The sequence below is a fragment of the Nonomuraea fastidiosa genome, assembly GCF_042751225.1.
Taxonomy (GTDB): Bacteria; Actinomycetota; Actinomycetes; order Streptosporangiales; family Streptosporangiaceae; genus Nonomuraea; species Nonomuraea fastidiosa.
In genome coordinates, this window is the sequence record NZ_CP170570.1 from 827,554 (window position 1) to 850,378 (window position 22,825).

Consider the following 22,825-nt stretch of genomic DNA (forward strand, 5'->3'; position numbering starts at 1 on the left):
GCCCACCATTCTGCCCGGTGCGCGCAACCCCTGCCCCCGCCGCAGGTGCCGAGACGACCGGCCGCACTACCATCTCCGAGACAGCATTCGGTATCGGAACGGTAGGGCATGAGCGATCATCAGCTGCCACGCGAGCTGTGCCAGCTGTTCGCCGACGGCGGCAGGGGGAGGAGACTGCCCATCACGCTGCCTCCCGGCGACGTCGTCTGGCCAGACCCCGGCTACACCGGGCAGGGCAAGGCACCGCGACCGGCGTTCTGGATGAGCGATGACCATGCGACCGGCGCCGACTGGGCGCTGCTGCGCGAATGGCACCCGCACAGTGGTCTGTGGCCGCTGCTGCTGGACGAGTCGGCGCAGCCATGGGGGGTCGGGCAGGTCGTGCCGGACGATCCCCGCCAGATCGACCACTTCACCGCCGAGGGCTTCATGGCCGAGGTGTGGGAGGAGTGGGTGGCGCAGATGCCGCCTGAGGCGCTGTCGGAGTTAGAGCCGTTCGGCGCGATCTGTCCGGGTCCCGCACCGCCCGGCAAGCTGCGGGCCGATCCCGAGGCGGTGGCCGAGTGGCTGGCCGGCGAGCTCGCGGCCAAGGGGATGCCGCTGGGGCTGGTCGCGGCCGGCAGGGGCGCCGACGCGCTGGCCGTCATGGGCTGGCAGGGGGCGCTGCACCACAACGAGTGGATGGTGCCGATGGCCGCGGTCGTGCGGAGCTGGGAGGACCGCTTCGGGGCGCGCGTGGTGAGCGTCGGGTTCAACACGCTCGACCTGAGCGTGGCGGCGCCGCCGGTCGATCCCGATCACGCGCTGCACGTGGCGGCCGAGCACTGGACGTTCTGTCCTGACAACGTGGTGCAGGGGCCGGGCGACCTGCAGGGGTACGCCGAGCAGATCATCGGGGGACACGCCTGGTCGTTCTGGTGGGACTGAGCCCACCGGACCGGGCCGGGCCGGGCCGACCGGGCCCCGCTCGAAGGGGCCGTTCGCGCGGGGGCCGGTTCTTGTCCGGCCCCGCCGTCCGCGTCATGGGATGTGCGCGACGGCCCCGTACGTGCCGGACGCGCCGGGATCGCAGTCCTCCAGGGCGTCGGGCCGCCAGTCCGGGACCCACACCAGCCCCGGCTCGACCAGGTTCAGACCCTCGAGCAGCGCCTTGACCTCTTCCCGGGTGCGTACGGCGTGCCCCGGCAGCGTCATCGCCAGCAGGTCGTGGATGGCCGGCAGCAGCTCGGCGGGTATGGCGTCGAACGTGGTCTGCACCAGCGTCAGGTAGCTCTGCTCGGGGGCCACCTGGCGGATACGTTTGATCACGTAGTGGAAGTACTCGTCGTCGTTGAGGCTGTAGGCCGACAGCAGCAGCACGGCCATGGGCCGGTCCCAGTCGAGGAACGTCTGCAGCACGGGGTCGTCGAGCACCTCGTCGATCTCGCTCAGGTCGCCTTCGACGACGCGGACGCAATCGGTGATGGGCTCGATGGTGGCGCGCGCGCCGGCCAGCACCATCGGGTCGTTCTCGACGTAGACCACGCGAGGCACGGACGCGGTCAGCCCCCTGCGCGCGACGTCGTGCAACTGCAGGCCCGGCGGCAGGCCGCTGGGCACCCCGCTGCCGACGATCACGAACTGGTCCACTCCCTGGAGCGCCAGGTGGTGGACCACCCGGGTCAGGAACCGCAGCACGGCACGGGCGGCCGTGGTGGTGACGGGTGCGGCCTGGTCGTAGCGCCGCACGACGTCACGATCGGCCGAGAAATGGTTCTTCCCGCCGGCCGCGGCGTCGAGAATCCGGGTGACTCTCGCTTGGGTCAGCTCCAGCTTCGCCAGATTTCGGATGGCACGCTGACGCATTGAGTGTTGCCCCTTTCCCCTCGCCCACAATCTCGGAGAAAGTTGTCCTTACGGACCCCACTCGATGACCCAAGCCTTATGATCCCCCGCAGACCGGGAAAAACAACCGGAAAAACTATTGGTTTTGGGTATATGTCAGTTACCCCATCCCCGGCATAAACGATCTCGCAGGCGGGAAGCGGCCCCGCATCAACGATCTCGCGGGCGGGAAGCGGTCCTGCGTCAACGACCTCACGGGGCGGGAGTGCGGCCCCGCATCAACGACCTCACGGGGCAGGCGCGCGGTCCCGGCACAACGATCTCACGGGACGGGGTACGGCCCCGCATCAACGATCTCGTGGGGCAGGCGCGCGACGCGGCACGAACGATCTCGCAAGGCGGTTACTCCGCCCAACCAGGGCGATCTCGGCAGGGTGGCGCGCGGCCCGGTATTCGACGATTCAACCGGCAGGAAGCGACCTTTCCGGCAGGCGGAAAGCGGCGCGGCGTGAAAGATCTAGTGCGGCGGTAAGCCGCTCATTTCCCGAGCGAACGCGAAAGCCTTTCGCGATGCTGGTTGAGCACCTCGAACGTCTCGTCCCGGGTGGTCGTCGTCACCGACAGCTTGGTGAACGCCTGGTGGTACACCTCCACCGAGGCCGCGTCGCTGATCAGCGTGTCGGACTCGATGCCGTGGACGCAGGCGATGTCGGGCTCGTACGCCTCGGCGAAGCGCCAGATCGTGAACGGCCCGGTGCGCGGCACGTACACGGGATCGTCCATCGGCACCACGTGCAGCGAGACGTTGGGCCGCTTGGCATGCTCAAGGAGCACGTCGAGCTGGCGCAGCTGGACGTGCCGCCCGACGATCGAGCGGGTCAGCACGCTCTCGTCGATCACGGCCCACAGCACCAGCCCGTTGTCGCGGGGCAGCGCCTCCTGGCGGGCCATGACGAGGGCCACGGCCTCGTCGACGGTCTGCTGGCCGTAGGTGGCGGGGCCGGCCACGGTGATGGCGGCCCGCGCGTACTCCTCGGTCTGCAGCAGCGGCGGGACGAACTGGGTGTGGTAGCTGCGGATCACGGTGGCGCGCTGTTCGAGCGCGTAGCCGGTGGCCAGCCAGACCGGCACCGTCTGGGCGTCGTACCAGGCGGCCTCGCGTTCACCCCTGGCCAGGCTCAGGACGTACTCGCGGATGGGCGGCGCGGTGACGCCGTAAAGGGTCAGCAGGCGCTCGACCGTGATGGGCGCGGGCGCGATGCGGCCCTCCTCGATGGCGGGGATCGCCGCGGCGCCCTTGCCGAGCGCGGTCTCGACCTGCTCGGCCGAGAGCCCGGCGGACACGCGCAGGCCGTGCAGCCGCTTGCCGAGCGCCCGGCGCTGCGGGTCGCTCAGCGGCGCGACCGCGTCGGGGATGTCGGCGGTGCGCTCGCGCTCGGGCTCCTCCGGCAGGCCCTCGGCCTTGCGCGCCAGCTCGACCACGCCGCGCAGCACTTCGAGCGAGCTCTCCGACAGCCCGGACGCGGCCAGCCCGAGTGAGGCGGCCCGCAGTTGCAGGTCTTCGACCGAGCCCGATTCGAGGTAGTCGTCACCGACCAGCCAGCCCACGCTCACTTGCAGGCAGGAGGCCAGCGCCCTGAGCACCTGGAGCGTCGGGTTGGTCTGCTTGCCGGTGCGCAGCTGGCTGATGTAGGCGCGCGTGATCGGGATGCCGGCCTCCGTCAGGGCGGCGGCGACCTGCGCGCCGGTGTAACCGCGCTTGGTCAGCGCGAGATCGAGCCGCTCGGCGAAGTTCGCCACGGCGCACCTCCTACCGCCCGTGAACTTTTCCAGCGTAAGGGACGCGGGGCCCGGTGTCCCCTGCCATGCGGGCAAGCTCTGCCACGCGATGGGGTATCAACTTATTCGCAAACTGTGAGTTGACATATCCCACCATATAAGCGGACTATCAGGAGTGCGTGGTAACTGTGGCTTAACAGCCTACGGGTTCTGGAGAGTTCCCCGGGTAAGGAGGTGGCACCGGACATGACCATGGAGCACCGGGATGGTTCCCGGTTCCTGGAGGATCCGGTCTCCGCCGGGCAGGAACAGGCGGTGCGCCGCATCTGCGCCCGCGTGGCCGGGCATGAGGCGGGCGACGAGGTTCATGTCGCCGAGCTGCCTCTGGGCGGCCTCCAGGTCTGGCTGGACAGCCCCCGTCACCGCTGGCGCTACTACCACCGGATGGCCCGCGAGCTGCGGCTGGCCGGCTGGCACACGGAGACGGGACCGGAACGGCTGCTGTTGCTCGGGTGGAGTGCGGTCTGCCTGAGCCACCGCGTCAGGATGCTGGGCGCGGCCCTCAAGGGACGGCTGGCCGACTTCGACAAGACGGCGTTCACCGCCGTCATGCTCGCCACCCGGCTGTGCCACGACGGGCACCCTGCGCGGGACGTGCCCGCCGAGGTCGAGGCCCGCTGCGCCGACGCGCTGCGCTGGCCCGCCAGGCTGGCCGACCTCGAAGGGCTCGAACGCCGGTCGTCGCTGGAGCCGATGCGGCTGAGGCTGGCGCAGGTGGCCGGTCTCGAGGCCAAGGTGGCCCGGCGCTGCGGCGAGCACCTCGTCCTGGCCTCGAAGGTCGCGCGTACGGTCGCCGGTGGTGCGGGACCGGTGCGTACGCGGACGGCCGGGCCCCGCTTGGTGGCACACGGTGCCGGGCTGACGGAGCGCATGGTCTGCGTCAGCGTCCCGAACGTGGCCGCGAGAGCGGTGACGGCCCGATGACGACCACACGAGGCACGGGCGCGACCGCGGTCATCACGGCCGCACCCCGGCCAGGACAGCGGGGAGGGCGGCCCCGTTCGGATGGCTTCCGTCCTGACGGGTTCCGTGGCGACGGCCGGCGTCCTCACGGGTCCCGTCCCGACATCGGCGCCGCGGCGCGGTTCTCCGCCTCGCTCGCGCCGTACACCGGCGCTCACTCGACCGGCCGGCCGCCTTCGGGCGGCGCGCCGGTGCGCACGAGCGCAGGCGCCGGAATGCCGGCGCTGCCATCAGGCGACGGGAGGGTGCGGGCCGCGCGCGGCCTGCCAAGCCCGTACGCCGACAGTGCGGGAACGGTGGCAGCGCACCCAGCGCCGGCCCCGGCGCTTCCCCGCCCCTCCGGCACCGTGCGGCACGTGCCCGACTCAGTCGGCGCGGTGCTGTTGGCCAGCGCGGTAGCGGCTGGCGTGCTGGCCAACTCGAGGGGTAGCGCCTGGGGCCGGCTTCATCTTCGCGGCATCGGCGGGTCGATCGGCAGGGCGGGCGCCACAGAGCCGATCGACCGGCCGTCCCGGCGGGCGGCAGTGCCAGGGCACGGGCCCTCGGCCGTCCCGCCGGCCGCCGTTCTGCTCGCCGCCACGGCGCTGGTGCGGGTCGCCGTGGCGGCGGGACGTGAGACCGGACGACGATCTCAGCGCGCGGCGGAGGAGGGGCCGGCGGTCCCGCGCCGGCTCCTCGCCGCACGGCGCGCCGCCTCCGGCCGGGTACGCGGCACGCGGCCGCGCCCGCCCGCAGGCCCCCGACCTCGCCCGCAACCGATCAGGACCCCCGCTATAGATCAGGAGCGCCCATGCTCACCGACGAAACGCGCAGGTCACAACCGCACGAAGTGCACCCGCGGGGCGTGAGGCCCGGCCCGCCGCCACCCCACGGCGACGAGGACAGGGCGGGCCCGCCTCCGCAGGCGCGCACCGTGCACCGGCTGCGCCGCATCCGGCAGGTGTCCGTCGAGGCCATCACCGAGATCGACCAGGCGCTCCGGCACCGAGCCTCGTGACCGTTTCTCGCCTTCCCGCACAGGAGGAAGACCATGCGCACCGTCCGGGGCACGCTGTGAGCCGCGGCAGGATCGGCGTGATCGTCGCGCCGGAGAACCCCTCCGCCGAGCCGGAACTCACCCGGCTGTTCGGCTCGCGTGCCGACATGTACGTCACCCGCCTCCCCATCAGCCCGCTGCCCGCGCTGACCGACCGCCTGGAGAGCTACAACGCCGCGCTGCCCGCGATGGCGCGCGCCTTCGGCGGCCTGCGGCTGGACGCGCTGGTCATGGCCTGCACGGAGCCCCGCTACCTGCTGGGCCCCGACGAGGACCGCGCCCAGTGCATGGAGCTGACGGCGGCGACGAAGCTGCCGGTCGCCTCGGCGACGATGGCCACCCGCGAAGCGCTCGACCATCTCGGCGTGAGCGAGATCGTGCTGGTCTCGCCGTACGAGCCGTGGGTGACCGAACTCGCCGAACGGTTCTGGAAGACGGCCGGCGTCACCGTCACGCAGGTCGTGCAGATCCGCGCGAGCGACGGCTACTCCTCGTACGCGGTCACCCCCGAGGAGCTGATCGCCCAGGTCGAGTCGGCCGAGCCGCCGGAGGACGCGGCGCTGCTGTTCACCGGCACCGGCCTGCCGACCCTGCCCGTGCTCGGGCCGCTGACCACCGGCAACGAGCGCAGGCTGCTCACCACCAACCTCTGCGTGGCCTGGTGGTCGCTGTCCAGGGCGTTCGGGCGGCAGGTGACGTTCAGCCCCCTCCCCCACCGCAGGACGGTCGTGCGGAGGGTGGCGCACACGGGAGGCAGGGCATGAACGGCGTCATCGTCGCCGGAGCCGGGCCGGCGGGACTGACCGCCGCGCTCTCCCTGGCCAGGGCCGGCATCCCGGTCACCGTGCTGGAGCGGGAGACCGAGCTGCCCAGGCAGCCGCGCGCCTGCACCTTCCACCCCGCCACCCTCGACCTGCTCGCCGACCTCGGCGTGGCCGCCAGGCTGGTCGCCGGCGGCCGGGTGGTGGACCGGGTGCAGTGGCGCGACAGGTCGGGGCTCGTGCTGGCCGAGATGGGCATGAACCGGCTCGACGGCCTGACCAAGCACCCCTTCAGGATTCACGCCGACCAGAGCGCGCTGACGCCGCTGCTGCTGGAGGCGCTCAACGTCTACCCCGGCGTGGACGTGCGCTTCGGCACGCAGGTGGACGGCATCGCCGAGGGCGGCACGGGCATCCGGGTCCGCGTCGGCCACACCTGGACGCGGGCCCGGTACATGATCGCCGCCGACGGCGCGCACAGCACCGTGCGGGCGTCGCTCGGCCTGCCGTTCCCCCGCAACACCTGCACGGCCCAGGCGCTGCGGGTCTTCACCGACGCGCCGCTCGACCGGCTGCTGCCGAGCCTGGCGCCGCTGACGTACGTACGCGACGTGCAGCAGTCGTGCACGCTGCTCGCGCTGCCCGACCACTGGCGGATCATCTTCAAGCTGCCGTGCGAGGCGCACGAGCCACTGTCGCCGTCGAACCTGTCGCTGCTGGTCCGCCGGTCTCTGCCGGGCGCCACCGAGCCCATCAGGGTGACGGGGGCCGACAGGTTCCAGCTCTCGCGCGGGGTGCTGACCTCGTACCGGTGCGGACGGGTGCTGTTCGTGGGCGACGCGGCGCACTCGACCTCCACCATCGGCGGGCTCAACATGAACGCGGGCATCCACGACGCCGCCGAGGCCGCCAAGGTGATCGCGGCGGTGATCGGCGGGTACGCCCCCGCGGCCGCGCTGGAGGCGTGGGCGTGGCGGCGGCGCTCGGTGCTCATGCACCGGGTGATCCCGCGCGGCGAGACACGGCCCGCCGGCGTGCGGGAACGTGACAGCGCCAGGCTCGAAGCGGCCATGGCCGGGCTGCGGGCCATCGCCGGCGACCCCGATGCCACCCGCGCCTACCTGGCCCAGGCGTCGCTGCTCGACCCGGTGCCGCATCCCGTGAAGCCGATCCAGAACGCCGTGCCCAAAGCCGTGGGGAGGGCCTGACGCTTGACCGCCACCCGCCCGCGTACCGAATGGAGGAGGTGACACCGGATGTGGCGAACCCTGCCGGACGACGCACGCCAGGCCATCCGTGACCTGTGCGACAAGCACGGCGCCCGCCTTTACGACTACTGCCGCACCGAGCTCGCCGCAGGCGACGCCGAGCAGGCCGTGGCCGGCGCCGCGATCACGGCGCACCTGTACGCGGACCGCGTGGTGGATCCCGCCCTGCGCCGCCCCTGGCTGTACGCGGTGGCCCGCGCGCACCGGGCGTTCGTGGCGACACCGGCGAGCATCGGCTCCTGGTCGCGCCCCGGCCGCATGTCGGAGCTGCTGCCCGAGGCCCTGCTGTCGCTGGAGCGGCCGCAGCGTGAGCTGCTCGACCTCTCGGTACGGCACGGCCTGTCCGACGCCGAGCTGGCCGTGATCTTCGAGCTGCCCGCCGCCGAGGTGCACGGCATCGTCGCCAGGGCCGCATCCGGCCTGGAGGAGTGGTTCGCCGCGATCATCGCGGCCCGCTCCCGCGACGGCTGCCCCGACCTGGCCGCCCGGATGGAGGCGTGGGTCGCCGCGCCCGGCCGCCGGGCCAGGGCCAGGATCGGCCGGCACATCCATTCCTGCGCGTCCTGCCGGGCCGCGCCCAGGACGATGACGGCGGCCGCGCTGCTGCGCCGCCTGCCCATCGCCACATTGCCCGGCACGCTTCCCAACCGGCTGGCGTCCGCGCAGCCGTTGCCCGGCGAGGGACCTCTCTGGCGGGCTGACGGCTTCCCGGTGCAGGCACGCACACTGGTGGAGACGTCGTCGCAGTCTCCGCCGGTCGCCGACGCCATGCCGTCCGCCCGGGTCGCCGGCCCCACGACGGCGACCCCGGGAGAGCCCTGGTCGGCGGCGGGCGCGGCCGCCGCCGACCAGGAGCCCCCGACCATCCCCGCGGCGCGGCTGCCGCTGGAGGGCATCACGAAGCCGCCCGCGCCACGTCAGCCGATGCCGATGCCGCTGGCCGCCCCCACGTACGCCGAGTACGACACGGACACCGGCGCAGGCACCGGCGCTGATATCGGAACCGGCCGCGATGCCGTCGATCAGGCCCCCGGGGAGCCCATCGCGGCGCCGTCGGTGCGCGGGCGGCATCCGTTCACGCCGCCGAGCCGCACCAGGCCCTTCCGGGGCGGCGTGAACGGCGACAAGCTCGTCTACAGCACCGCGCTCAAGGGCGAGAGCAACGGCGTGCGCCACGAGGCCCCGGTCATCCGGTACGGCGGAATCACGGTGGCGAACTTCGTCCAGCCGCCCGGCGGGGACGGCGGGCAGTGGCAGCAGTACTGGCGCGAGCCGCCCGACGACGACCCCGAGCAGGGCGCCCCGATCAGGACCGTGGTCAGGCTGGCGCTGATCTCCGGCGTGGGCCTGCTGGCCGCCGGGCTGATCTGGGCACTCATGAACGGCCAGGCGGGGCAGCCGGCGCTCAGCAAGGCCGCCGCCCAGTCCAGCGCGGCGCCCGGCTCCGCCGGCGGCGGTGGGGGCGGCTCCGAGAGCAAGGCCACGACCAGCCCGCAGCCGGAGGCCGGGAGCAGCGCGCGGCCCGAGGAGCCGGCGCGCGAGGCGCCAGGCTCCGATACGACGGGACGTGAGGCGGCGGGCAGGGAGTCGAAGGCCGATAAGGCCAGGCCAGAGGCGACCGGGCGAGAGGCGCAGGGCCGGGAGCCGTCCGGTGCGGGTGCCGATGAGGCCGCCGGATCGGGCATCAAGGCCGTGCCCAGGAAGAGCGCCCTGCCGAAGCCCGCGGCCCCGGTGGCCGAGCTGTCGCCGTCGTCGGCGTGGCTGGGCGAGCGGCGTACGGGATCGTTCGCGCTGGCGTGCACCGGCGACTGCGAGATCGTCTCCGCGACCGGCAGCGACGGCATCACCGTCTCGGGCACCCGCTTCCGGGTCCCCGACCGGCTGGAGCGCTGCGACGCCTGGCCTGACGTACGGCGCGGGAAGATCACCGTCAAGTGGGCGGGCACCGCGACCGGCGACGGCGAGACCACGGGCGGCACCACCACCGCCGGCGGCACGCTCACCCTGAACGTCGCCTGGACGCCCTCCCCCGACGCGAGCTGCGGATAGCAGCCGGGCAGGAGCCGGGTAGGAGGCCCGGTGCGGGCCCCCTACCCGAGAGGGATCTTTAGAAGAAGTGGAACCCCGGCTCGGGTTCCGGCAGCGCCGGCTCGGCCGGGCCGCGGAACGTCGTCGCGTCCTTCGGCACGTCGGCCAGCGGGGTCCCGAGCACGAACGGCACGCTGACGCTGCTGTTGCGCAGGTCGATGGTGACGTTGGCGCCGGTGGCCTGCTCACCGGTGTAGGTGGAGTCGGTGCCGGCCACGATCAGGCCGATGCGGTGGCCCTTCTTGAACGTGTAGTCCTGCGGCAGCGTCAGCCACTTGACCGTGCCGTACGTGCCCACGGGCAGCGGCTTGGCCTCGCTGAGCGAGTCGCGGTTCTGCACGTCGATCCAGCCGCGGGCGACGATCTCCAGCGGGCGGGTGGCCACGTTCGTGACGACCTTGCGGTAGCAGGCGTCGTCCTCAGCGGTGCTCTCGCCGTAGCAGTCCTCCTCGGTGAGCGTGGTGATGCCCTGGTTGTTGCGCCAGTCGACGCGGGTGTCGGTGCCGAAGTCCACCAGCAGCGCGGTCAGGTTGGCCGCCGGCTTGTCCAGCTTCACCCGCAGGTCGGCGGTCGGCGTGCCGGACAGGCGCAGGTTCAGCGGGAGCGGGCCCGTGGTGAACGCGACCCGGCCGGGCTTGTCCGTGCCCACGTCGGCCACCATGTCGTTCTCGCTCATACGCACGTCGGTGAAGGAGGCGGTGCTGTTGCGCTTGGCGGGCCTCAGCCCGAGCGTGCCGTCGGCCGACGGGCGCAGCGGCACCTTGAGCGCGAGCGGAGCCGGCCAGTCGCGCTGGGTGATCCACTTCGCCGGGGCCACCTCGACGTCCGCGCGGGGCTCGTTCATGATCCCGTTGCGCACGCCGAGCAGCCAGTGGTCGAACCAGCGGTGCAGCGTGTCCACCCACAGGCCCCTGCGGCCCTCGAAGTCGAACGGGTCCACGTGCTGGGTCTGGCCGACCCAGATCTTGCGCGGCACGTTGCGGTCGGCCAGCGCCTTCCACCAGACGGAGAAGTTGTCGGGCTTGACGTTGAGGTCGTTGACGGTGTGGACGACGAAGACGCTCGCCTTGACCTTGGAGGCGTCGCCGAGCAGGCCCTTGATGTAGTCGCGCTCGGCCCAGAACCGGTTGTAGTCTCCGGTGTCGTCGCCGTCCTCGGCGTCCATCCTGTCGCGCACGTGCGCGCACTTCTCCGCCGGGTCGGTGTCGATGTAGCCGGCGAGCCAGGAGGCGTAGTCGTAGTTGTAGATGACGCCGTTCGAGCGCTGGTACTTGTACCAGGAGCTGATCGCCGAGATCGGGACGATGGTCTTCAGGCCGTCCACGCCGGTCGCGGCGACGGCGTTGGCGAGGGTGCCGTCGTACGACTTGCCGATCATGGCGGCCTTGCCGGTCGTCCAGTCGGCCACGGCCGGGGTGCCGTCGGCCCGGTACGCCTTGGCGCGGCCGTTCAGCCAGTCGATGACCGCCTTGCCGCCCAGCACGTCGGCCTTGCCACCGATGTCGGGGCAGCCGTCGGACTTGGTGGTGCCGAGCATGTCGACGTTGAGGACGGCGTAGCCGCGCGGGACGAAGTAGTTGTCGTAGAACAGCGGGAATTTCACGACATTTCCGGCGGCGTCGTACACCTTCCGCTCGCCCTCATTGCCGCGACCCGAGTTGTCGTAGTACGGGCTCTCATCGATGATCACCGGCACCTTGAGCGCCGGGCCGGACTCCTTGGGCCGGATGATGTCCACCCTGACCCTGTCGAGCGCGCCGTCGGAGTCGCTGTCGACGGTGGACTCGACATATACGTGCTCGCGGATCGCGTCCGCGTACGAGAAGACCGGCTGGGTGCGGCCGTCCTTGACGGTGATGGCCGGACCGGTCGCGGCCTGGGCCGGGGTCGCGATCGCGAGGGTGAGGGCGACCGCGAAGAGGGCTGGGCGTAATTGTGACACGCGTGACCTCCGGGACGTTGGTGAACAAGCGCCACCGTCTCAGACGGTCAGGAAGGTGGCAAGATCCGACGTATGGATGTTCTGGATCGGGTGCTGGGCTGTCTCCTGGGCGGTGCGATCGGTGACGCGCTTGGAGCGCCGATCGAGTTCGACTCGCTGCGGGACATCCGCAGGGCTCACGGCGCCGCCGGCATCGGCGGGTACGTCGAGGGCCTGCGGGGCACGACCGGGCTGATCACCGACGACACCCAGATGACGCTCTTCACCGTCGAGGGCCTCCTGACCGCCCGCGCCTCCACATCCGCGGCTCACGGTAACGAAGCGGCGACCAAAGCGCCCGCCGACGCGCGGGGCGTGCGCACGGACACCGGCCCCGTGGACGGGCGCCCGGTGGACGAGAATCCGGTGGACGTGGGCCGGGTGAACAGCGACACGGTGGAGGCGGTGCGGCGGGCGTACCTGCGGTGGCTGGACACCCAGGACTACCGGACCCCGCCCCCTGCCTCGCTGCCGCACCACACGGGTTCGCTGCGCGAGGAGGGCTGGCTGTACTCCAGGCGCGCCCCCGGCAACGCCTGCCTGTCCGGCCTGCACCGGCCCTTCCCGGGACCGGCCCCGTGGGGCGAGCCCGGTCCGGTGAACCGCGACTCCAAGGGCTGCGGCACCGTGATGCGCTCCGCCCCGTTCGGCCTGATCGCACCGCCCGAGGGCGGGGAGCGGGCGGTCAGGGAGGCGTTCGAGCTCTCGGCGGCCTGCGCGCAGATCACCCACGGCCATCCCACCGGCTACCTGGCCGCCGGCGCGTTCGCCGCGATCATCGCGCACCTCATGGCGGGCGAGGCGCTCGAACCCGCCGTACGCCGCACCCTCGGCCTGCTGGCCGGCTACCCGAAGCACGAGGAGACCTCCGCCGCGCTCCAGGCCGCCCTCGACCTGGCCGCGACCGGCACGCCCGGCCCTGAGGCGGTCGAGTCGCTCGGCGGCGCCTGGGTGGCCGAGGAGGCCCTGGCCATCGGCGTCTACTGCGCCCTCGCCGAGCCCGACGTGGAGCGTGCCCTGCTGCTGTCGGTCAACCACTCCGGCGACAGCGACTCGACCGGCTCGGTGTGCGGCAACATCGTCGGCGCGCTGCGCGGGCGCGAGGCACTGCCCGCCGCCTGGCTGCGCCCGCTCGAAGGCCGCGAGACCATCGAACGGCTGGCCGCCGAACTCGCCCGGCCCCAGGGGTGATCGTCCAACCGCCCCTTCCGGCATCTAGGGTGGATGGCGTCAGCCGTTTGAGGAGAACGTGGATGCGTAACGTCGCTCGGACCTCACTCGTGGACGCCGCCATCGCCGAGCTTCGCCGGGAGATCGCCGAAGGGGTGTGGCCGGTCGGCACCAAGATCCCGTCGGAGAGCCGGCTCGCGGAGAGCCTCGGCATGAGCAGGCTGTCCGTACGCGAGGCGGTACGCGTCCTGGCCCACGCCGGGCTGCTGCACACCCGGCAGGGCGACGGCACGTACGTCACCGCCACCGACGAGTCCGAGGTCGCCCTGCGGCGCCGGCTCGACAAGGCGGCGGCGATGGACATCATCGACGTACGGCGCGGCCTCGACCTCGTCGCCGCCCGGCTGGCGGCGCAGCGGCGCACCGACGACGACCTGGCCGCGATGCGTGCGGCCCTGGCCCGCCGAGACGCCGCCGCCGAGGCGAGCGACCTCGACGCGTTCGCCGACGCCGACGTGGACTTCCACGTCAGCGTGGCGATGGCCGCCCACAACGCGCTGCTCGGCGACCTTTACCGCAGCATGAGCGAGGCGCTGCACGACAGCGTCAGGGACCAGGAGGAGGCGGCCTTCGAGCCGGACCCCTGGCACGCCGATCTGCTGGAGGCCATCGAAAACCGCGACTGCGCCAAGGCCGTCGCCGTCTCGATCGCTCTCCTGGACAAGCAGGAACAAGACCTTTGAGGCTCACCGCACGCCGCTGACCGCCGCGGGTGCGGCCGTCACGGTGAAGCGGGAGCGTCAGCTTGGGCACCCCCTCACGGCCAGGGCATCCCGCGCGAATGCGGCCGTCACGGGAAGGCGCGGATGACCGGGCCTGGGCACCGCCCTCACGGCCAGGGCATCCGGCACGGGTGCGGCCGTTACGGGAAGGCGAGGGTGTCCGCTGAGGGGTCCGTCGGCGGGTCCGGCTCCTGCCGCCGTCGCCGTGCCGCCAGCCGGAGCGCCGCCACCGCGAGCCCGGCGCCGGCAACGGCGGCGATCAGCAGGGCGTAGGCGGGCACCCCGGCCTCCGGGGCCGCACTCCGCCCGCCCGCCACACTCGCCGAGCCGGCATCGGCCGCTGTCCCGTTCGTGTCCGCCGTGCCATCCTCGCCCGCCGTGCTGTCACCGGTGGTCGCGTCCGTCACCGGAGGCGTGGTGCCCTGGGCCTGGGCGCCGGGTGCCGGGCTCTTGGCGGGGGCCGCGACCCGATCGAGCGCGGCGGCAGGGGCGGGGACGTAGACCGGGACCTCGCCGGGTTCGACCTCCGGAGGCCGGATCGCTCCCCAGCGCTCCTCGGTACGCCGGCCCGACACCATCTGGGCGGGCACCGGCGCGACGCGCAAGTCACCGGGCACCTTGAGCACCCCCACCTCGTACGGAGGGAACCACCCCTGCAGCGCCTCCACCTTCCACTCCCCCCGCGGCACCGCCACCGACGTCGCGTAGTGCCCGGCCTCGGGCAGGGGCGTCCCCGGGAAGGTCACGCTGCGGCCGTCCGCCCGGGTAAGCCGCAGCCCGACCGGCTCCAGCTCCCCCTCGAACGGGTGGGTGCCGTGCTGCAGCACCCAGAACCCCACCGCGTACGTGTGCCCGCTCTCGAACCGGGTCGGCACGGGATCGAGCAACGTCACCGCCCATCCACCATTCGCCTTCGCGCGCACACCGGCCGCCTCAGAAGCGCCCGCCGCCCCCGCACGAACGCCCACCACCGCAGAAGCCCCCGCCGCCCCCGCACGAACGCCCACCACCGCAGAGGCCCCCGCCGCCCCCGCACGCAGGCCCACCGCCTCAGCAGCGGACGCCACTGCGGACCTCGTCTCAGAAGCGGACGCCGGTAATGCCGCCCCGGAATCAAGGGCCGGTAGCAGGGCCGCCGCGAGCGCCAGCGCGGCCGGTGCGATCATCGTTCTCCGCATGAGAACCACCTCCGGTCCCCATACACCGCAGGCCCGGCAGAGGTTCCCGGTACCCGGAACGATCGGCGGGCCGATTTCTCGATCGGCGGGCCCATTTCTCGATCGGCGGGCCGTTTTCCCTTCGGAGCAGGCGCGAAAATCCCCTCCAGGCGCGCACAATGGGAGGCGAGAAAGGCGAGGGCGAGAATTCGGCGAGGAGCGAGGAGGCTTGCGCCGTGTCCGCCTCGGGACGCGAATATCTATCCGCGATGCTCGACCTGCTCGTCTACGAGAACGTGCTGGTGGCGTGGAAGCCCCTGCCGCTGAACGGATACATGATCGTTTCGCATGAGGGCGAGGAGATCAGCCTGACCGCGCAGCAGGCCGACATGTGGACTCGCGGGGCCTTCGCCGTCTACCTCGCGCTGGTGGACCAGCGGCGTATCAGCCCCCGCATCCCCGGCCGATCCTCGCGTACCTAGCGCCGGACCTGCGAACCCAGCGCCGGGCTCGGCGCCGCCGACGCGCGGCTCCGGCGATGCCCCTTGTGCGATGCCCGCGGCTCTGGCAGCGTCCCCGTCGCGATACCGGCTCTGGCAGCGTCCCCGTCGCGATACCGGCTCTGGCAGCGTCCCGGTCGCGATACCGGCTCCAGCAGCGCTGCCCCCTTCGCGATACACGCGGCCCTGGCAGCGCCCGGCTCGGCCACGTTCGCGGGCCGGTCAGGGCAGCGGCAGGCCCTCTGCGACCCGCCGCCTCCCCCGCTTCCACACCATGACAGCGCCTTGTACAGCGCCTTGACGACGCCCTGCGGCGAGCGCCTGAACGCCGCGAGGCGGTTTCCTCGCGGCGCGCTCGTCAATCCCCCGATCAGGGCGTCACGGATCGGATCTCGTCAGCCCTTGTTGTTCATGAACTGCGAGATCTTCCACTCCTCGCCTTCCCGCGTGAGCACGAACAGCTCGCGCATGTTGTCGTTGCCCTGCTTGCTCGTCGCCCGGACGATGGCGTCGTCCGCGCCGGCGGTGCGGGTCTCGTCGATGGTGTGGGTGGCCTGCTTCATGCCGTTGCCGCCCTGGAGCTGCTTCTCGAACAGCGACTTGATAGCCTCGCTGCCCTCCGCCGTGGGCTGCCCGGCGAGCAGGACCACCGCGTCGTCGGCGAAGGTGTCGGTGACCTGGTCCACGTCGCCCGACTTGAGCGCGTCGAAGAAGCCCTGGACGGCCGTCTCCGCCTGCCCGCCGCCCGCGGTGTCGCCCGGCGAGGCCGAGTCCTCAGGAGAGGTGTCGGCACCTGGGGATTCCATCTCGGTGGGGCTCGCGGCCCCCTTCATGGCCTGGGTGTTGGCGGCGCAGCCCGCAACCATGAGGGCGGGGACGATCGCGGCCAGCAGGAGTGCCCTGCGCTGAAAAATCTTGCTCATGGCCGCTTAGATGCCCCCGCCGCTCAACGGCGAATGCGGGGTTTAGCCACTTCGCACGGCACCTTTACCGGGTGCGGGTATTTCAGACGGTAGCGGTTAACGGGTTCGGGAGAGACAGGTCAGAGGTTCTTTCGTTGCCGTCCTGATACCAGCGGGCCGGGGTGCGCCGATAGCGTGCCTACAGTGCCGCGAATCATGGCGAACCCCGAACCCCTCCCGCAGCGCGAGGACGCCGAACGCTGCGAAAGCGTCGAGTCAGGACGGCGGTGCGTGCTCCCGGTGGCGCATCGCAGCCCCCACGTCTATCCACCGGCCGACGCCGGCACCCTGGAGGCGGACAGCGAGACCGGCGCGTAGCCGGGCATCGCCGGCGCCTCGTGGCCGGGCGCCTCCAGGGTGACCTCGACGACGCCCGCCGCGTTCACGCGTACCGGATAGGTCGGCACCGAGACGCTCTCGTCGTCCAGGCACCGCCCGGTCACCAGCGAGAACACCTGCTTGTGCAGCGGTGAGGCGACCGTCGGCTCGCCCTTCCTGGTGCCGACGATGCCGCGCGAGAGCACGTACGCGCCGCTGAACGGGTCGAGGTTGCCGAGCGCGTGGAGCTCGCCGTCGAAGGTGCGGAAGACCGCGACCTGGACGCCGTCCACGAGGGCGCAGACGCCGGTCTCCGGGAGCAGGGAGTCGTAAGCGCAGATCTCGGTCCAGCTCATCGGGACATCACCGGCTTGATCTGGCCGCGCTCGCTGGCGAACACGATGGACGGGTCGGGAACGCCGGGGGCGTTGACGAAGCTGACGAACCTCTTCAGCTTCTCGGGGTCCTCCAGGGTGGCGGCCCATTCGTCGGCGTACGTGGCGATGTGGTGCTCCATCTGCGCGTCGAGATCGGCGCAGATGCCGAGCGAGTCTTCCATGATCACCTCGCGTAGGTAGTCGAGCCCGCCGTCCAGAGACTCGATCCAGGCGGCGGTGCGCTGCAGCCGGTCGGCGGTGCGGATGTAGAACATCAGGAACCGGTCGATGGTCCTGATCAGCTCGTCGGTGCTGAGGTCTTTGGCGAGCAGGTCGGCGTGGCGGGGCTTGAAGCCGCCGTTGCCGCCGACGTACAGGTTCCAGCCCTGCTCGGTGGCGATGACGCCGAAGTCCTTCGAGCGGGCCTCGGCGCACTCGCGGGCACAGCCGGAGACGGCCGACTTGATCTTGTGGGGCGAGCGCAGGCCGCGGTAGCGCAGCTCCAGCGCGATGGCCATGCCCACGGAGTCCTGCACGCCGTAGCGGCACCAGGTGGAGCCGACACAGGACTTCACCGTACGCAGGGCCTTGCCGTAGGCGTGGCCCGACTCGAACCCGGCGTCCACGAGCCGCCGCCAGATCTCGGGAAGCTGCTCGATGCGGGCGCCGAACAGGTCGATACGCTGCCCACCGGTGATCTTGGTGTAGAGGCCGAAGTCGCGGGCCACCTCGCCGATCACGATGAGCTTCTCGGGCGTGATCTCGCCGCCGGGGATGCGCGGGACGACCGAGTACGTGCCGTTCTTCTGGATGTTGGCGAGGAAGGCGTCGTTGGTGTCCTGCAGGGCGGCCCGCTCGCCCTCCAGCACGTGCCCGTTGTGCAGGGAGGCGAGAATGGAGGCCACGGCGGGCTTGCAGATGTCGCAGCCCCTGCCCTGGCCGTGCTGGGCGATCAGCTCGGAGAAGGTGGTGATGCCGCGCACCCGTACGATGTCGAACAGCTCGGCCCGCGAGTACGCGAAGTGCTCGCACAGCGCCTTGCTGACCTCGACGCCCGACTTCTCCAGCAGCTGCTTGAGCATCGGCACGCAGCTTCCGCAGGTGGTGCCGGCCCGGGTGCACGCCTTGATGGCGGGCACCTCGGTGGCGCCGTCGGCGATGGCGGTGCGGATGTCGCCCGCGCACACGTTGTTGCAGGAGCAGACCTGCGCCTCGTCGGGCAGGTCGAGCGCCGCGCCGGCCCCGGCGAAGAGCAGGTCGGACGGCGATGCGGGCAGCTCCTTGCCGACGAAGGGCCGCAGCGCCGTGTACGGCCCGCCGTCGCCCACGCAGATGCCGCCGAGCAGGGTGCGGGCGTCGTCGCTGATGAACAGCTTCTTGTAGACGCCGGCCACCGGGTCCATATAGGTGACGTCGAGCGCGCCGTCCATGGCGCCGAACTGGGCGACCTCGACGCCGAGCAGCTTGAGTTTCGTGGACATGTCGGCGCCCTCGAACGTGGCCGAGCCGCCCATGATGCGGTCGGCGGCCACCTCGGCCATCGTGTTGCAGGGCCCGACGAGGCCGTAGATCATGCCGCCGGCCAGCGCGCACTCGCCGACGGCGTAGATGGCGGGGTCGGAGGTGCGCATGCCGGAGTCGACCACGATGCCGCCGCGCGGCCCGACCTCCAGCCCGGCCTGCCTGGCGAGCTCGTCGCGCGGCCTGATGCCCGCGGAGAAGACCACGACCTGCGCGTCGATGACGGTGCCGTCGGGCTTGCGCAGGCCGCTCACCTCGCCGTCGTCGTGCACGATCTCCTGGACGCCCGCGCCGGTGTGCACGGTCAGCCCGAGCCCTTCGATGTGCGACTTGAGCACCGAGCCGCCGCCCTCGTCGACCTGGCGCGGCATCAGCCAGGGGCTCATCTCCACGATGTGGGTCTTGAGGCCGAGCCCGCGCAGCGCGTCGGCGGCCTCAAGGCCGAGCAGCCCGCCGCCGACGACCACACCCTGCTCGGCGTCCTTGGCGGCGGCCCTGATGGCGTCGAGGTCCTCGATGGTGCGGTAGACGAAGGCGTGCTCGGCGCCGGGCACCGGCGGCACGAACGGGGTCGAGCCGGTGGCCAGCACGAGCACGTCGTACGGCTCGGTCCCGCCGTCGGCCAGCGTCACCCGCCTGGCCTCGCGGTCGATGCCGGTGACCCGGGTGTTCAGCCGGGTGACGACGCCGTCCGGCACCGCGTAGGTGAGGTCGTCCGCCGACGTGCCGGACAGGTAGGAGGTGAGGTGGACGCGGTCGTAGGCCGGTCGCGGCTCCTCCCCGATGACGGTCACGCTGCCGTGGAAGCCCTTGCTCGTGAGCGTCTCGACGAGCCGGTGGGCGGTCGGGCCGTACCCGACGACGACGATCCTGTTCACACTGAGATCCCTTCCTGCTCGCACAGCCAGCCGACGATGCCCTCCACGGCGTCGCGGCAGGTTCCGCATCCGGTGGTGGCCCTGGTGGCGGCCGCCACTCCGTCCACGTCGCGGGCGCCCGCCTCCCAGCACGCCCTGATCTGGCCCTTGGTCACGTTGTTGCAGCGGCAGACGGTCGCCGCGTCCGGCATCAGCGTCGGGCTGTCGGCCACGGGCGCCGCGGCCAGCCCGGGGAACAGCAGCCCGGCCCGGTCGCCCGGCACCGGCCCGCCGCGGTCGAAGAGCTGGGTGAGGGTGCCGACGGCGTCGCTCTCGCCCAGCAGGATCGCGCCGACCAGCCGGCCGTCCTTGATGACGAGCTTGCGGTAGGTGCCGCGGGCGCGGTGGCTGAAGCGCACCACCTCGGCCTGCTCCTCGCCGAGCTGGGTCTCGCCCATCGCGGCCAGCTCGACGCTCTTGGCCTTGAGCCTGGTGACCAGGCGGGAGCCCCGGTAGAGCGCCTTGCCGCCGGTGATGACCTCGGCGGCCACCGTGGCCTGCTCCCAGGCGGGCGCGACCAGGCCGTACACGGTGCCGTCGTGCTCGGCGCACTCGCCGATCGCGAAGATCGACGGGTCGTCGGTGCGCAGCTCGTCGTCCACGACGATGCCGCGCCGCACCTCCAGCCCGGCGTCCGCGGCGAGCCCGGTCACCGGCCGCACGCCGCAGGCCAGCACGACCAGATCGGCGGGGATCAGCTCGCCGTCGTCGAGGCGGACGCCGTCCGCCTCGACCGCGGAGGCGCTGACGCCGGTGCGGATGCCGACGCCGAGCCCGGTCAGTGTCTCGCCGAGCACCTGGCCCGCCTCCACGTCGAGCTGGCGTTCCATGAGGTGGCCCGCCAGGTGCAGCAGCGTGACCGGCAGGCCGCGCCCGGCCAGGCCGCGGGCGGCCTCGATGCCGAGCAGCCCGCCGCCGATCACGACGGCCGCGCGGGCCTGCTCGGCCGCCCGCATGATGCGCTCGCAGTCGTCGAGCGTGCGGAAGGGGACGGCCCGCTCCACGCCGGGGATCGGCGGCACGATCGCGTCGCTGCCGGTCGCGAGGGCCAGCAGGTCGTACGGCTCACGCCGCCCGCCGCGGGTGACGACGTGCCGGGTCTCCCTGTCGATGTGGGCGACCGGGTCGCCGAAGACGGCCTCGACGCCGTGGGCCTCGTACCAGCCCGGGTCGACGAGGCGGACCTGATCGGGCCTGGCGCTGCCGGCCAGGACGTTGGACAGCAGGATCCGGTTGTACGGGCGCCGCTCCTCGGCACCGAACACGGTGATCTTCATGTGCGGGTCACGCGTGCGTACCTCGCTGACCAGGCGTGACCCGGCCATCCCGTTGCCCACGACGACGAGCCTCATGAATCCCTCTCCACCCTGACGGCGCAGACCTTGAACTCCGGCATCCGCGACACCGGGTCCAGGGCCGGGTTGGTCAGCCTGTTGGCGCCCTCCCAGTGGAAGGGCATGAACGCGGTGTCGCGCCTGATGGCGTCGCTGATCCTGGCCACGGCCTTGCTCTCGCCCCTTCTGCTGCTGACGCGCACGACGTCACCGGCCGCGATGTCGAGCTGCTCGGCCAGGTCGGGGTGCAGCTCGACGTACGGCTCGGGTGCGGCCTCGACGAGCGGCGCGATCCTGCGGGTCTGCGCGCCGCTCTGGTAGTGGGACAGCACCCGGCCGGTGCTCAGGTAGACGGGGTAGTCGTCGTCGATCTCCTCGGCGGCGGCCCGGTGCTGGACGGGCACGAACCTGGCCCGGCCGTCGGGGTGCGCGAAGCGGTCGAGGAACGGGCGGGGCGTGCCCGGGTGCTCCTCCGACGGGCACGGCCAGAACACGCCGGTCTCGTTCGCGATGCGCTCGTAGGTGATGCCGGAGTAGTCGGCGGGCCCGCCGGCGCTGGCGCGGCGCAGCTCGTCGAACACCTTGGCGGGCTCGGTCTCGAAGGTGTGGCCGAGCCGCGCGGCCAGCGCGGCGATGACGTCGAGGTCGCTGCGCACCCCCGGAGGCGGGGTCAGCGCCCTGCGGCGCAGCAGCACCCGGCCCTCCAGGTTGGTCATCGTGCCCGTCTCCTCGGCCCACTGCGTGACCGGGAAGACCACGTCGGCCAGCGCGGCGGTCTCCGACATGACGAAGTCGCAGGTCACCAGCAGCTCCAGCGAGCCGATGCGCTCGGCGACGTGCTCGGCGGCGGGCGCCGAGATGACCGGGTTCGACCCGAACAGCAGCAGCGCCCTGGGACCTTCGGGGGTGCCGAGCGCGTCGAGCAGCTCGTACGCCGACCGCCCCGGCCCCGGGATGTCGTCGGGCGCGATCCCCCAGACGCCCGCCACGTGCGCGCGGGCGGCCGGGTCGTCGATCTTGCGGTAGCCGGGGAGCTGGTCGGCCTTCTGGCCGTGCTCCCTGCCGCCCTGGCCGTTGCCCTGCCCGGTCACGCAGCCGTAGCCGGAGCCCTCCGTGCCGGGCAGGCCGAGCGCGAGCGCCAGGTTGATGAACGCGGTGACGGTGTCGGTGCCCTTGGCGTGCTGCTCGGCGCCGCGTCCGGTCAGGATGTACGCCCGCTCCGCCGCCGCGAGCGCCCTGACCGCCTGGCGCATCTTGTGCACCGGCACGCCGGTGATCCGCTCGACCCGCTCCGGCCACCAGGAGGCGAGCGCGGTGCGCACCTCGTCGAAACCGGTGGTGCGGGCGGCCACGTACTCCTCGTCCACGAGCCCGTCGCCGATCGCGATGTGCAGCAGGCCGAGCGCGAGCGCCAGGTCGGTGCCGGGGGTGGGCTGCAGGTGCAGCCAGGCGAGGCGGGCGGTCGGCGAGCGGCGCGGGTCGACGACGATGAGGCGGGGCCCGTTCAGGTGGCGGACGAACGGCGGCATGGTCTCGGCCACGTTCGCCCCGGCCAGCATGACGACGTCGGCCTCGGCCAGGTCGGTGATCGGGAACGGCATGCCCCGGTCCATGCCGAACGCCCTGATGGACGCGGCGGCGGCCGACGACATGCAGAAGCGGCCGTTGTAGTCGACCTGGCTGGTGCCGAGCGCGACCCTGGCGAATTTGCCCAGCGAGTACGCCTTCTCGTTGGTCAGCCCGCCGCCGCCGAACACGGCCACGGCGTCGGGGCCGTGTTCGGCGCGTATGGCGGACAGCCGCTCGGCCACGTAGTCCAGCGCGACGTCCCACTCCACGGGCTCGCCGTGCAGGAGCGGGGTGGTGAGGCGCTCGCCGTTGGTGAGCAGCTCGCCGGCGGTCCACCCTTTCTGGCACAGCGAGCCGGGGGCGTTGGCCGGGATGTCCGTGCGCGGAGTGATGGCCGGCCCAGGCCCGATCTTCATGCCGCACTGCAGCGCGCAGTACGGACAGTGCGTCGCGGTCAC

The 22,825-nt window shown here is 72.3% G+C and carries 18 protein-coding genes; 9 read left to right on the top strand and 9 right to left on the bottom strand.

All coding sequences use genetic code 11. The features are described from left to right. The first annotated feature begins 108 nt into the window (after window positions 1–108). Window positions 109–927, top strand: coding sequence for a DUF4253 domain-containing protein (locus tag ACFMQL_RS03705; protein WP_364066807.1), 819 nt, complete (start codon window positions 109–111; stop codon window positions 925–927). A 93-nt stretch (window positions 928–1,020) separates the two neighbouring features. On the opposite strand, the gene ACFMQL_RS03710 is transcribed toward ACFMQL_RS03705, so the two are convergent. Then, window positions 1,021–1,845: an SAM-dependent methyltransferase gene (locus ACFMQL_RS03710; protein ID WP_378784569.1), complete on the bottom strand. Its 825-nt coding sequence runs from the start codon at window positions 1,843–1,845 to the stop codon at window positions 1,021–1,023. Window positions 1,846–2,361: 516 nt separating this feature from the next. Then, complete coding sequence (locus ACFMQL_RS03715; protein ID WP_378784570.1) at window positions 2,362–3,624, bottom strand: Scr1 family TA system antitoxin-like transcriptional regulator; 1,263 nt, start codon at window positions 3,622–3,624, stop codon at window positions 2,362–2,364. Between the two features lie 225 nt (window positions 3,625–3,849). On the opposite strand from ACFMQL_RS03715, the gene ACFMQL_RS03720 reads away from it, so the two are divergent. From ACFMQL_RS03720 to ACFMQL_RS03740, 5 genes are all read left to right on the top strand, one after another. After that, the gene (locus ACFMQL_RS03720; RefSeq protein WP_364066813.1) at window positions 3,850–4,587 is read left to right on the top strand and encodes a hypothetical protein; all 738 of its coding nucleotides are present in this window, start codon (window positions 3,850–3,852) and stop codon (window positions 4,585–4,587) included. A gap of 829 nt (window positions 4,588–5,416) precedes the next feature. Continuing rightward, window positions 5,417–5,623, top strand: coding sequence for a hypothetical protein (locus tag ACFMQL_RS03725; protein ID WP_364066815.1), 207 nt, complete (start codon window positions 5,417–5,419; stop codon window positions 5,621–5,623). Window positions 5,624–5,679: 56 nt separating this feature from the next. Beyond that, window positions 5,680–6,426, top strand: a complete 747-nt coding sequence (locus ACFMQL_RS03730; RefSeq protein ID WP_378784572.1) for a hypothetical protein — start codon at window positions 5,680–5,682, stop codon at window positions 6,424–6,426. Further along, window positions 6,423–7,631, top strand: a complete 1,209-nt coding sequence (locus ACFMQL_RS03735) for an FAD-dependent monooxygenase (RefSeq protein ID WP_364066819.1) — start codon at window positions 6,423–6,425, stop codon at window positions 7,629–7,631. The genes ACFMQL_RS03730 and ACFMQL_RS03735 overlap by 4 nt, the downstream gene beginning before the upstream one ends. A gap of 48 nt (window positions 7,632–7,679) precedes the next feature. Further along, window positions 7,680–9,740 carry a hypothetical protein gene (locus tag ACFMQL_RS03740; protein ID WP_378784574.1) on the top strand — a complete coding sequence of 687 codons (2,061 nt, stop codon included), beginning with the start codon at window positions 7,680–7,682 and terminating at the stop codon, window positions 9,738–9,740. Between the two features lie 58 nt (window positions 9,741–9,798). On the opposite strand, the gene ACFMQL_RS03745 is transcribed toward ACFMQL_RS03740, so the two are convergent. Beyond that, window positions 9,799–11,721, bottom strand: coding sequence for a Xaa-Pro dipeptidyl-peptidase (locus tag ACFMQL_RS03745; RefSeq protein WP_364066823.1), 1,923 nt, complete (start codon window positions 11,719–11,721; stop codon window positions 9,799–9,801). A 72-nt stretch (window positions 11,722–11,793) separates the two neighbouring features. Between ACFMQL_RS03745 and ACFMQL_RS03750 the strand changes: the two genes are divergently transcribed. Together ACFMQL_RS03750 and ACFMQL_RS03755 are read left to right on the top strand one after the other, a co-directional pair. After that, window positions 11,794–12,951 (top strand): ADP-ribosylglycohydrolase family protein, encoded by a 1,158-nt coding sequence (locus tag ACFMQL_RS03750; protein ID WP_378784575.1) that lies wholly within the window; start codon window positions 11,794–11,796, stop codon window positions 12,949–12,951. 62 nt (window positions 12,952–13,013) lie between these two features. Continuing rightward, complete coding sequence (locus ACFMQL_RS03755; RefSeq protein WP_364066827.1) at window positions 13,014–13,673, top strand: FCD domain-containing protein; 660 nt, start codon at window positions 13,014–13,016, stop codon at window positions 13,671–13,673. A gap of 179 nt (window positions 13,674–13,852) precedes the next feature. On the opposite strand, the gene ACFMQL_RS03760 is transcribed toward ACFMQL_RS03755, so the two are convergent. Continuing rightward, window positions 13,853–14,605, bottom strand: coding sequence for a hypothetical protein (locus ACFMQL_RS03760; protein WP_364066829.1), 753 nt, complete (start codon window positions 14,603–14,605; stop codon window positions 13,853–13,855). A 500-nt stretch (window positions 14,606–15,105) separates the two neighbouring features. On the opposite strand from ACFMQL_RS03760, the gene ACFMQL_RS03765 reads away from it, so the two are divergent. Continuing rightward, a complete protein-coding gene (locus ACFMQL_RS03765) occupies window positions 15,106–15,351 on the top strand; it encodes a hypothetical protein (protein WP_378784578.1) in 246 nt (81 codons plus the stop codon). Window positions 15,352–15,764: 413 nt separating this feature from the next. Here the strand turns inward: ACFMQL_RS03765 and ACFMQL_RS03770 are convergent, their stop codons facing one another. From ACFMQL_RS03770 to ACFMQL_RS03790, 5 genes are all read right to left on the bottom strand, one after another. After that, on the bottom strand, window positions 15,765–16,292 hold the full coding sequence (locus ACFMQL_RS03770; protein ID WP_364066832.1) for a nuclear transport factor 2 family protein: 528 nt from the start codon (window positions 16,290–16,292) through the stop codon (window positions 15,765–15,767). Between the two features lie 302 nt (window positions 16,293–16,594). Then, on the bottom strand, window positions 16,595–17,005 hold the full coding sequence (nirD, locus tag ACFMQL_RS03775) for a nitrite reductase small subunit NirD (protein ID WP_378784581.1): 411 nt from the start codon (window positions 17,003–17,005) through the stop codon (window positions 16,595–16,597). After that, window positions 17,002–19,425, bottom strand: coding sequence for a nitrite reductase large subunit NirB (nirB, locus tag ACFMQL_RS03780; RefSeq protein ID WP_364066836.1), 2,424 nt, complete (start codon window positions 19,423–19,425; stop codon window positions 17,002–17,004). The genes nirD and nirB overlap by 4 nt, the downstream gene beginning before the upstream one ends. After that, on the bottom strand, window positions 19,422–20,816 hold the full coding sequence (locus tag ACFMQL_RS03785; RefSeq protein ID WP_378784583.1) for an FAD-dependent oxidoreductase: 1,395 nt from the start codon (window positions 20,814–20,816) through the stop codon (window positions 19,422–19,424). Before ACFMQL_RS03785 ends, nirB begins: the two co-directional genes overlap by 4 nt. Further along, entirely contained in the window at window positions 20,813–22,825 is a 2,013-nt protein-coding gene (locus tag ACFMQL_RS03790) for a molybdopterin oxidoreductase family protein (protein ID WP_378784585.1), read from the bottom strand. The genes ACFMQL_RS03785 and ACFMQL_RS03790 overlap by 4 nt, the downstream gene beginning before the upstream one ends.

Excerpts from the sequence above, each read along its gene's own strand:
- ACFMQL_RS03705 (WP_364066807.1), top strand. The coding sequence starts at position 109 with ATGAGCGATCATCAGCTGCCACGCGAGCTGTGCCAGCTGTTCGCCGAC.
- ACFMQL_RS03710 (WP_378784569.1), bottom strand. The coding sequence starts at position 1,845 with ATGCGTCAGCGTGCCATCCGAAATCTGGCGAAGCTGGAGCTGACCCAA.
- ACFMQL_RS03720 (WP_364066813.1), top strand. The coding sequence starts at position 3,850 with ATGACCATGGAGCACCGGGATGGTTCCCGGTTCCTGGAGGATCCGGTC.
- ACFMQL_RS03725 (WP_364066815.1), top strand. The coding sequence starts at position 5,417 with ATGCTCACCGACGAAACGCGCAGGTCACAACCGCACGAAGTGCACCCG.
- ACFMQL_RS03735 (WP_364066819.1), top strand. The coding sequence starts at position 6,423 with ATGAACGGCGTCATCGTCGCCGGAGCCGGGCCGGCGGGACTGACCGCC.
- ACFMQL_RS03740 (WP_378784574.1), top strand. The coding sequence starts at position 7,680 with ATGTGGCGAACCCTGCCGGACGACGCACGCCAGGCCATCCGTGACCTG.
- ACFMQL_RS03750 (WP_378784575.1), top strand. The coding sequence starts at position 11,794 with ATGGATGTTCTGGATCGGGTGCTGGGCTGTCTCCTGGGCGGTGCGATC.
- ACFMQL_RS03755 (WP_364066827.1), top strand. The coding sequence starts at position 13,014 with ATGCGTAACGTCGCTCGGACCTCACTCGTGGACGCCGCCATCGCCGAG.
- ACFMQL_RS03770 (WP_364066832.1), bottom strand. The coding sequence starts at position 16,292 with ATGAGCAAGATTTTTCAGCGCAGGGCACTCCTGCTGGCCGCGATCGTC.
- nirD (WP_378784581.1), bottom strand. The coding sequence starts at position 17,005 with ATGAGCTGGACCGAGATCTGCGCTTACGACTCCCTGCTCCCGGAGACC.
- ACFMQL_RS03785 (WP_378784583.1), bottom strand. The coding sequence starts at position 20,816 with ATGAGGCTCGTCGTCGTGGGCAACGGGATGGCCGGGTCACGCCTGGTC.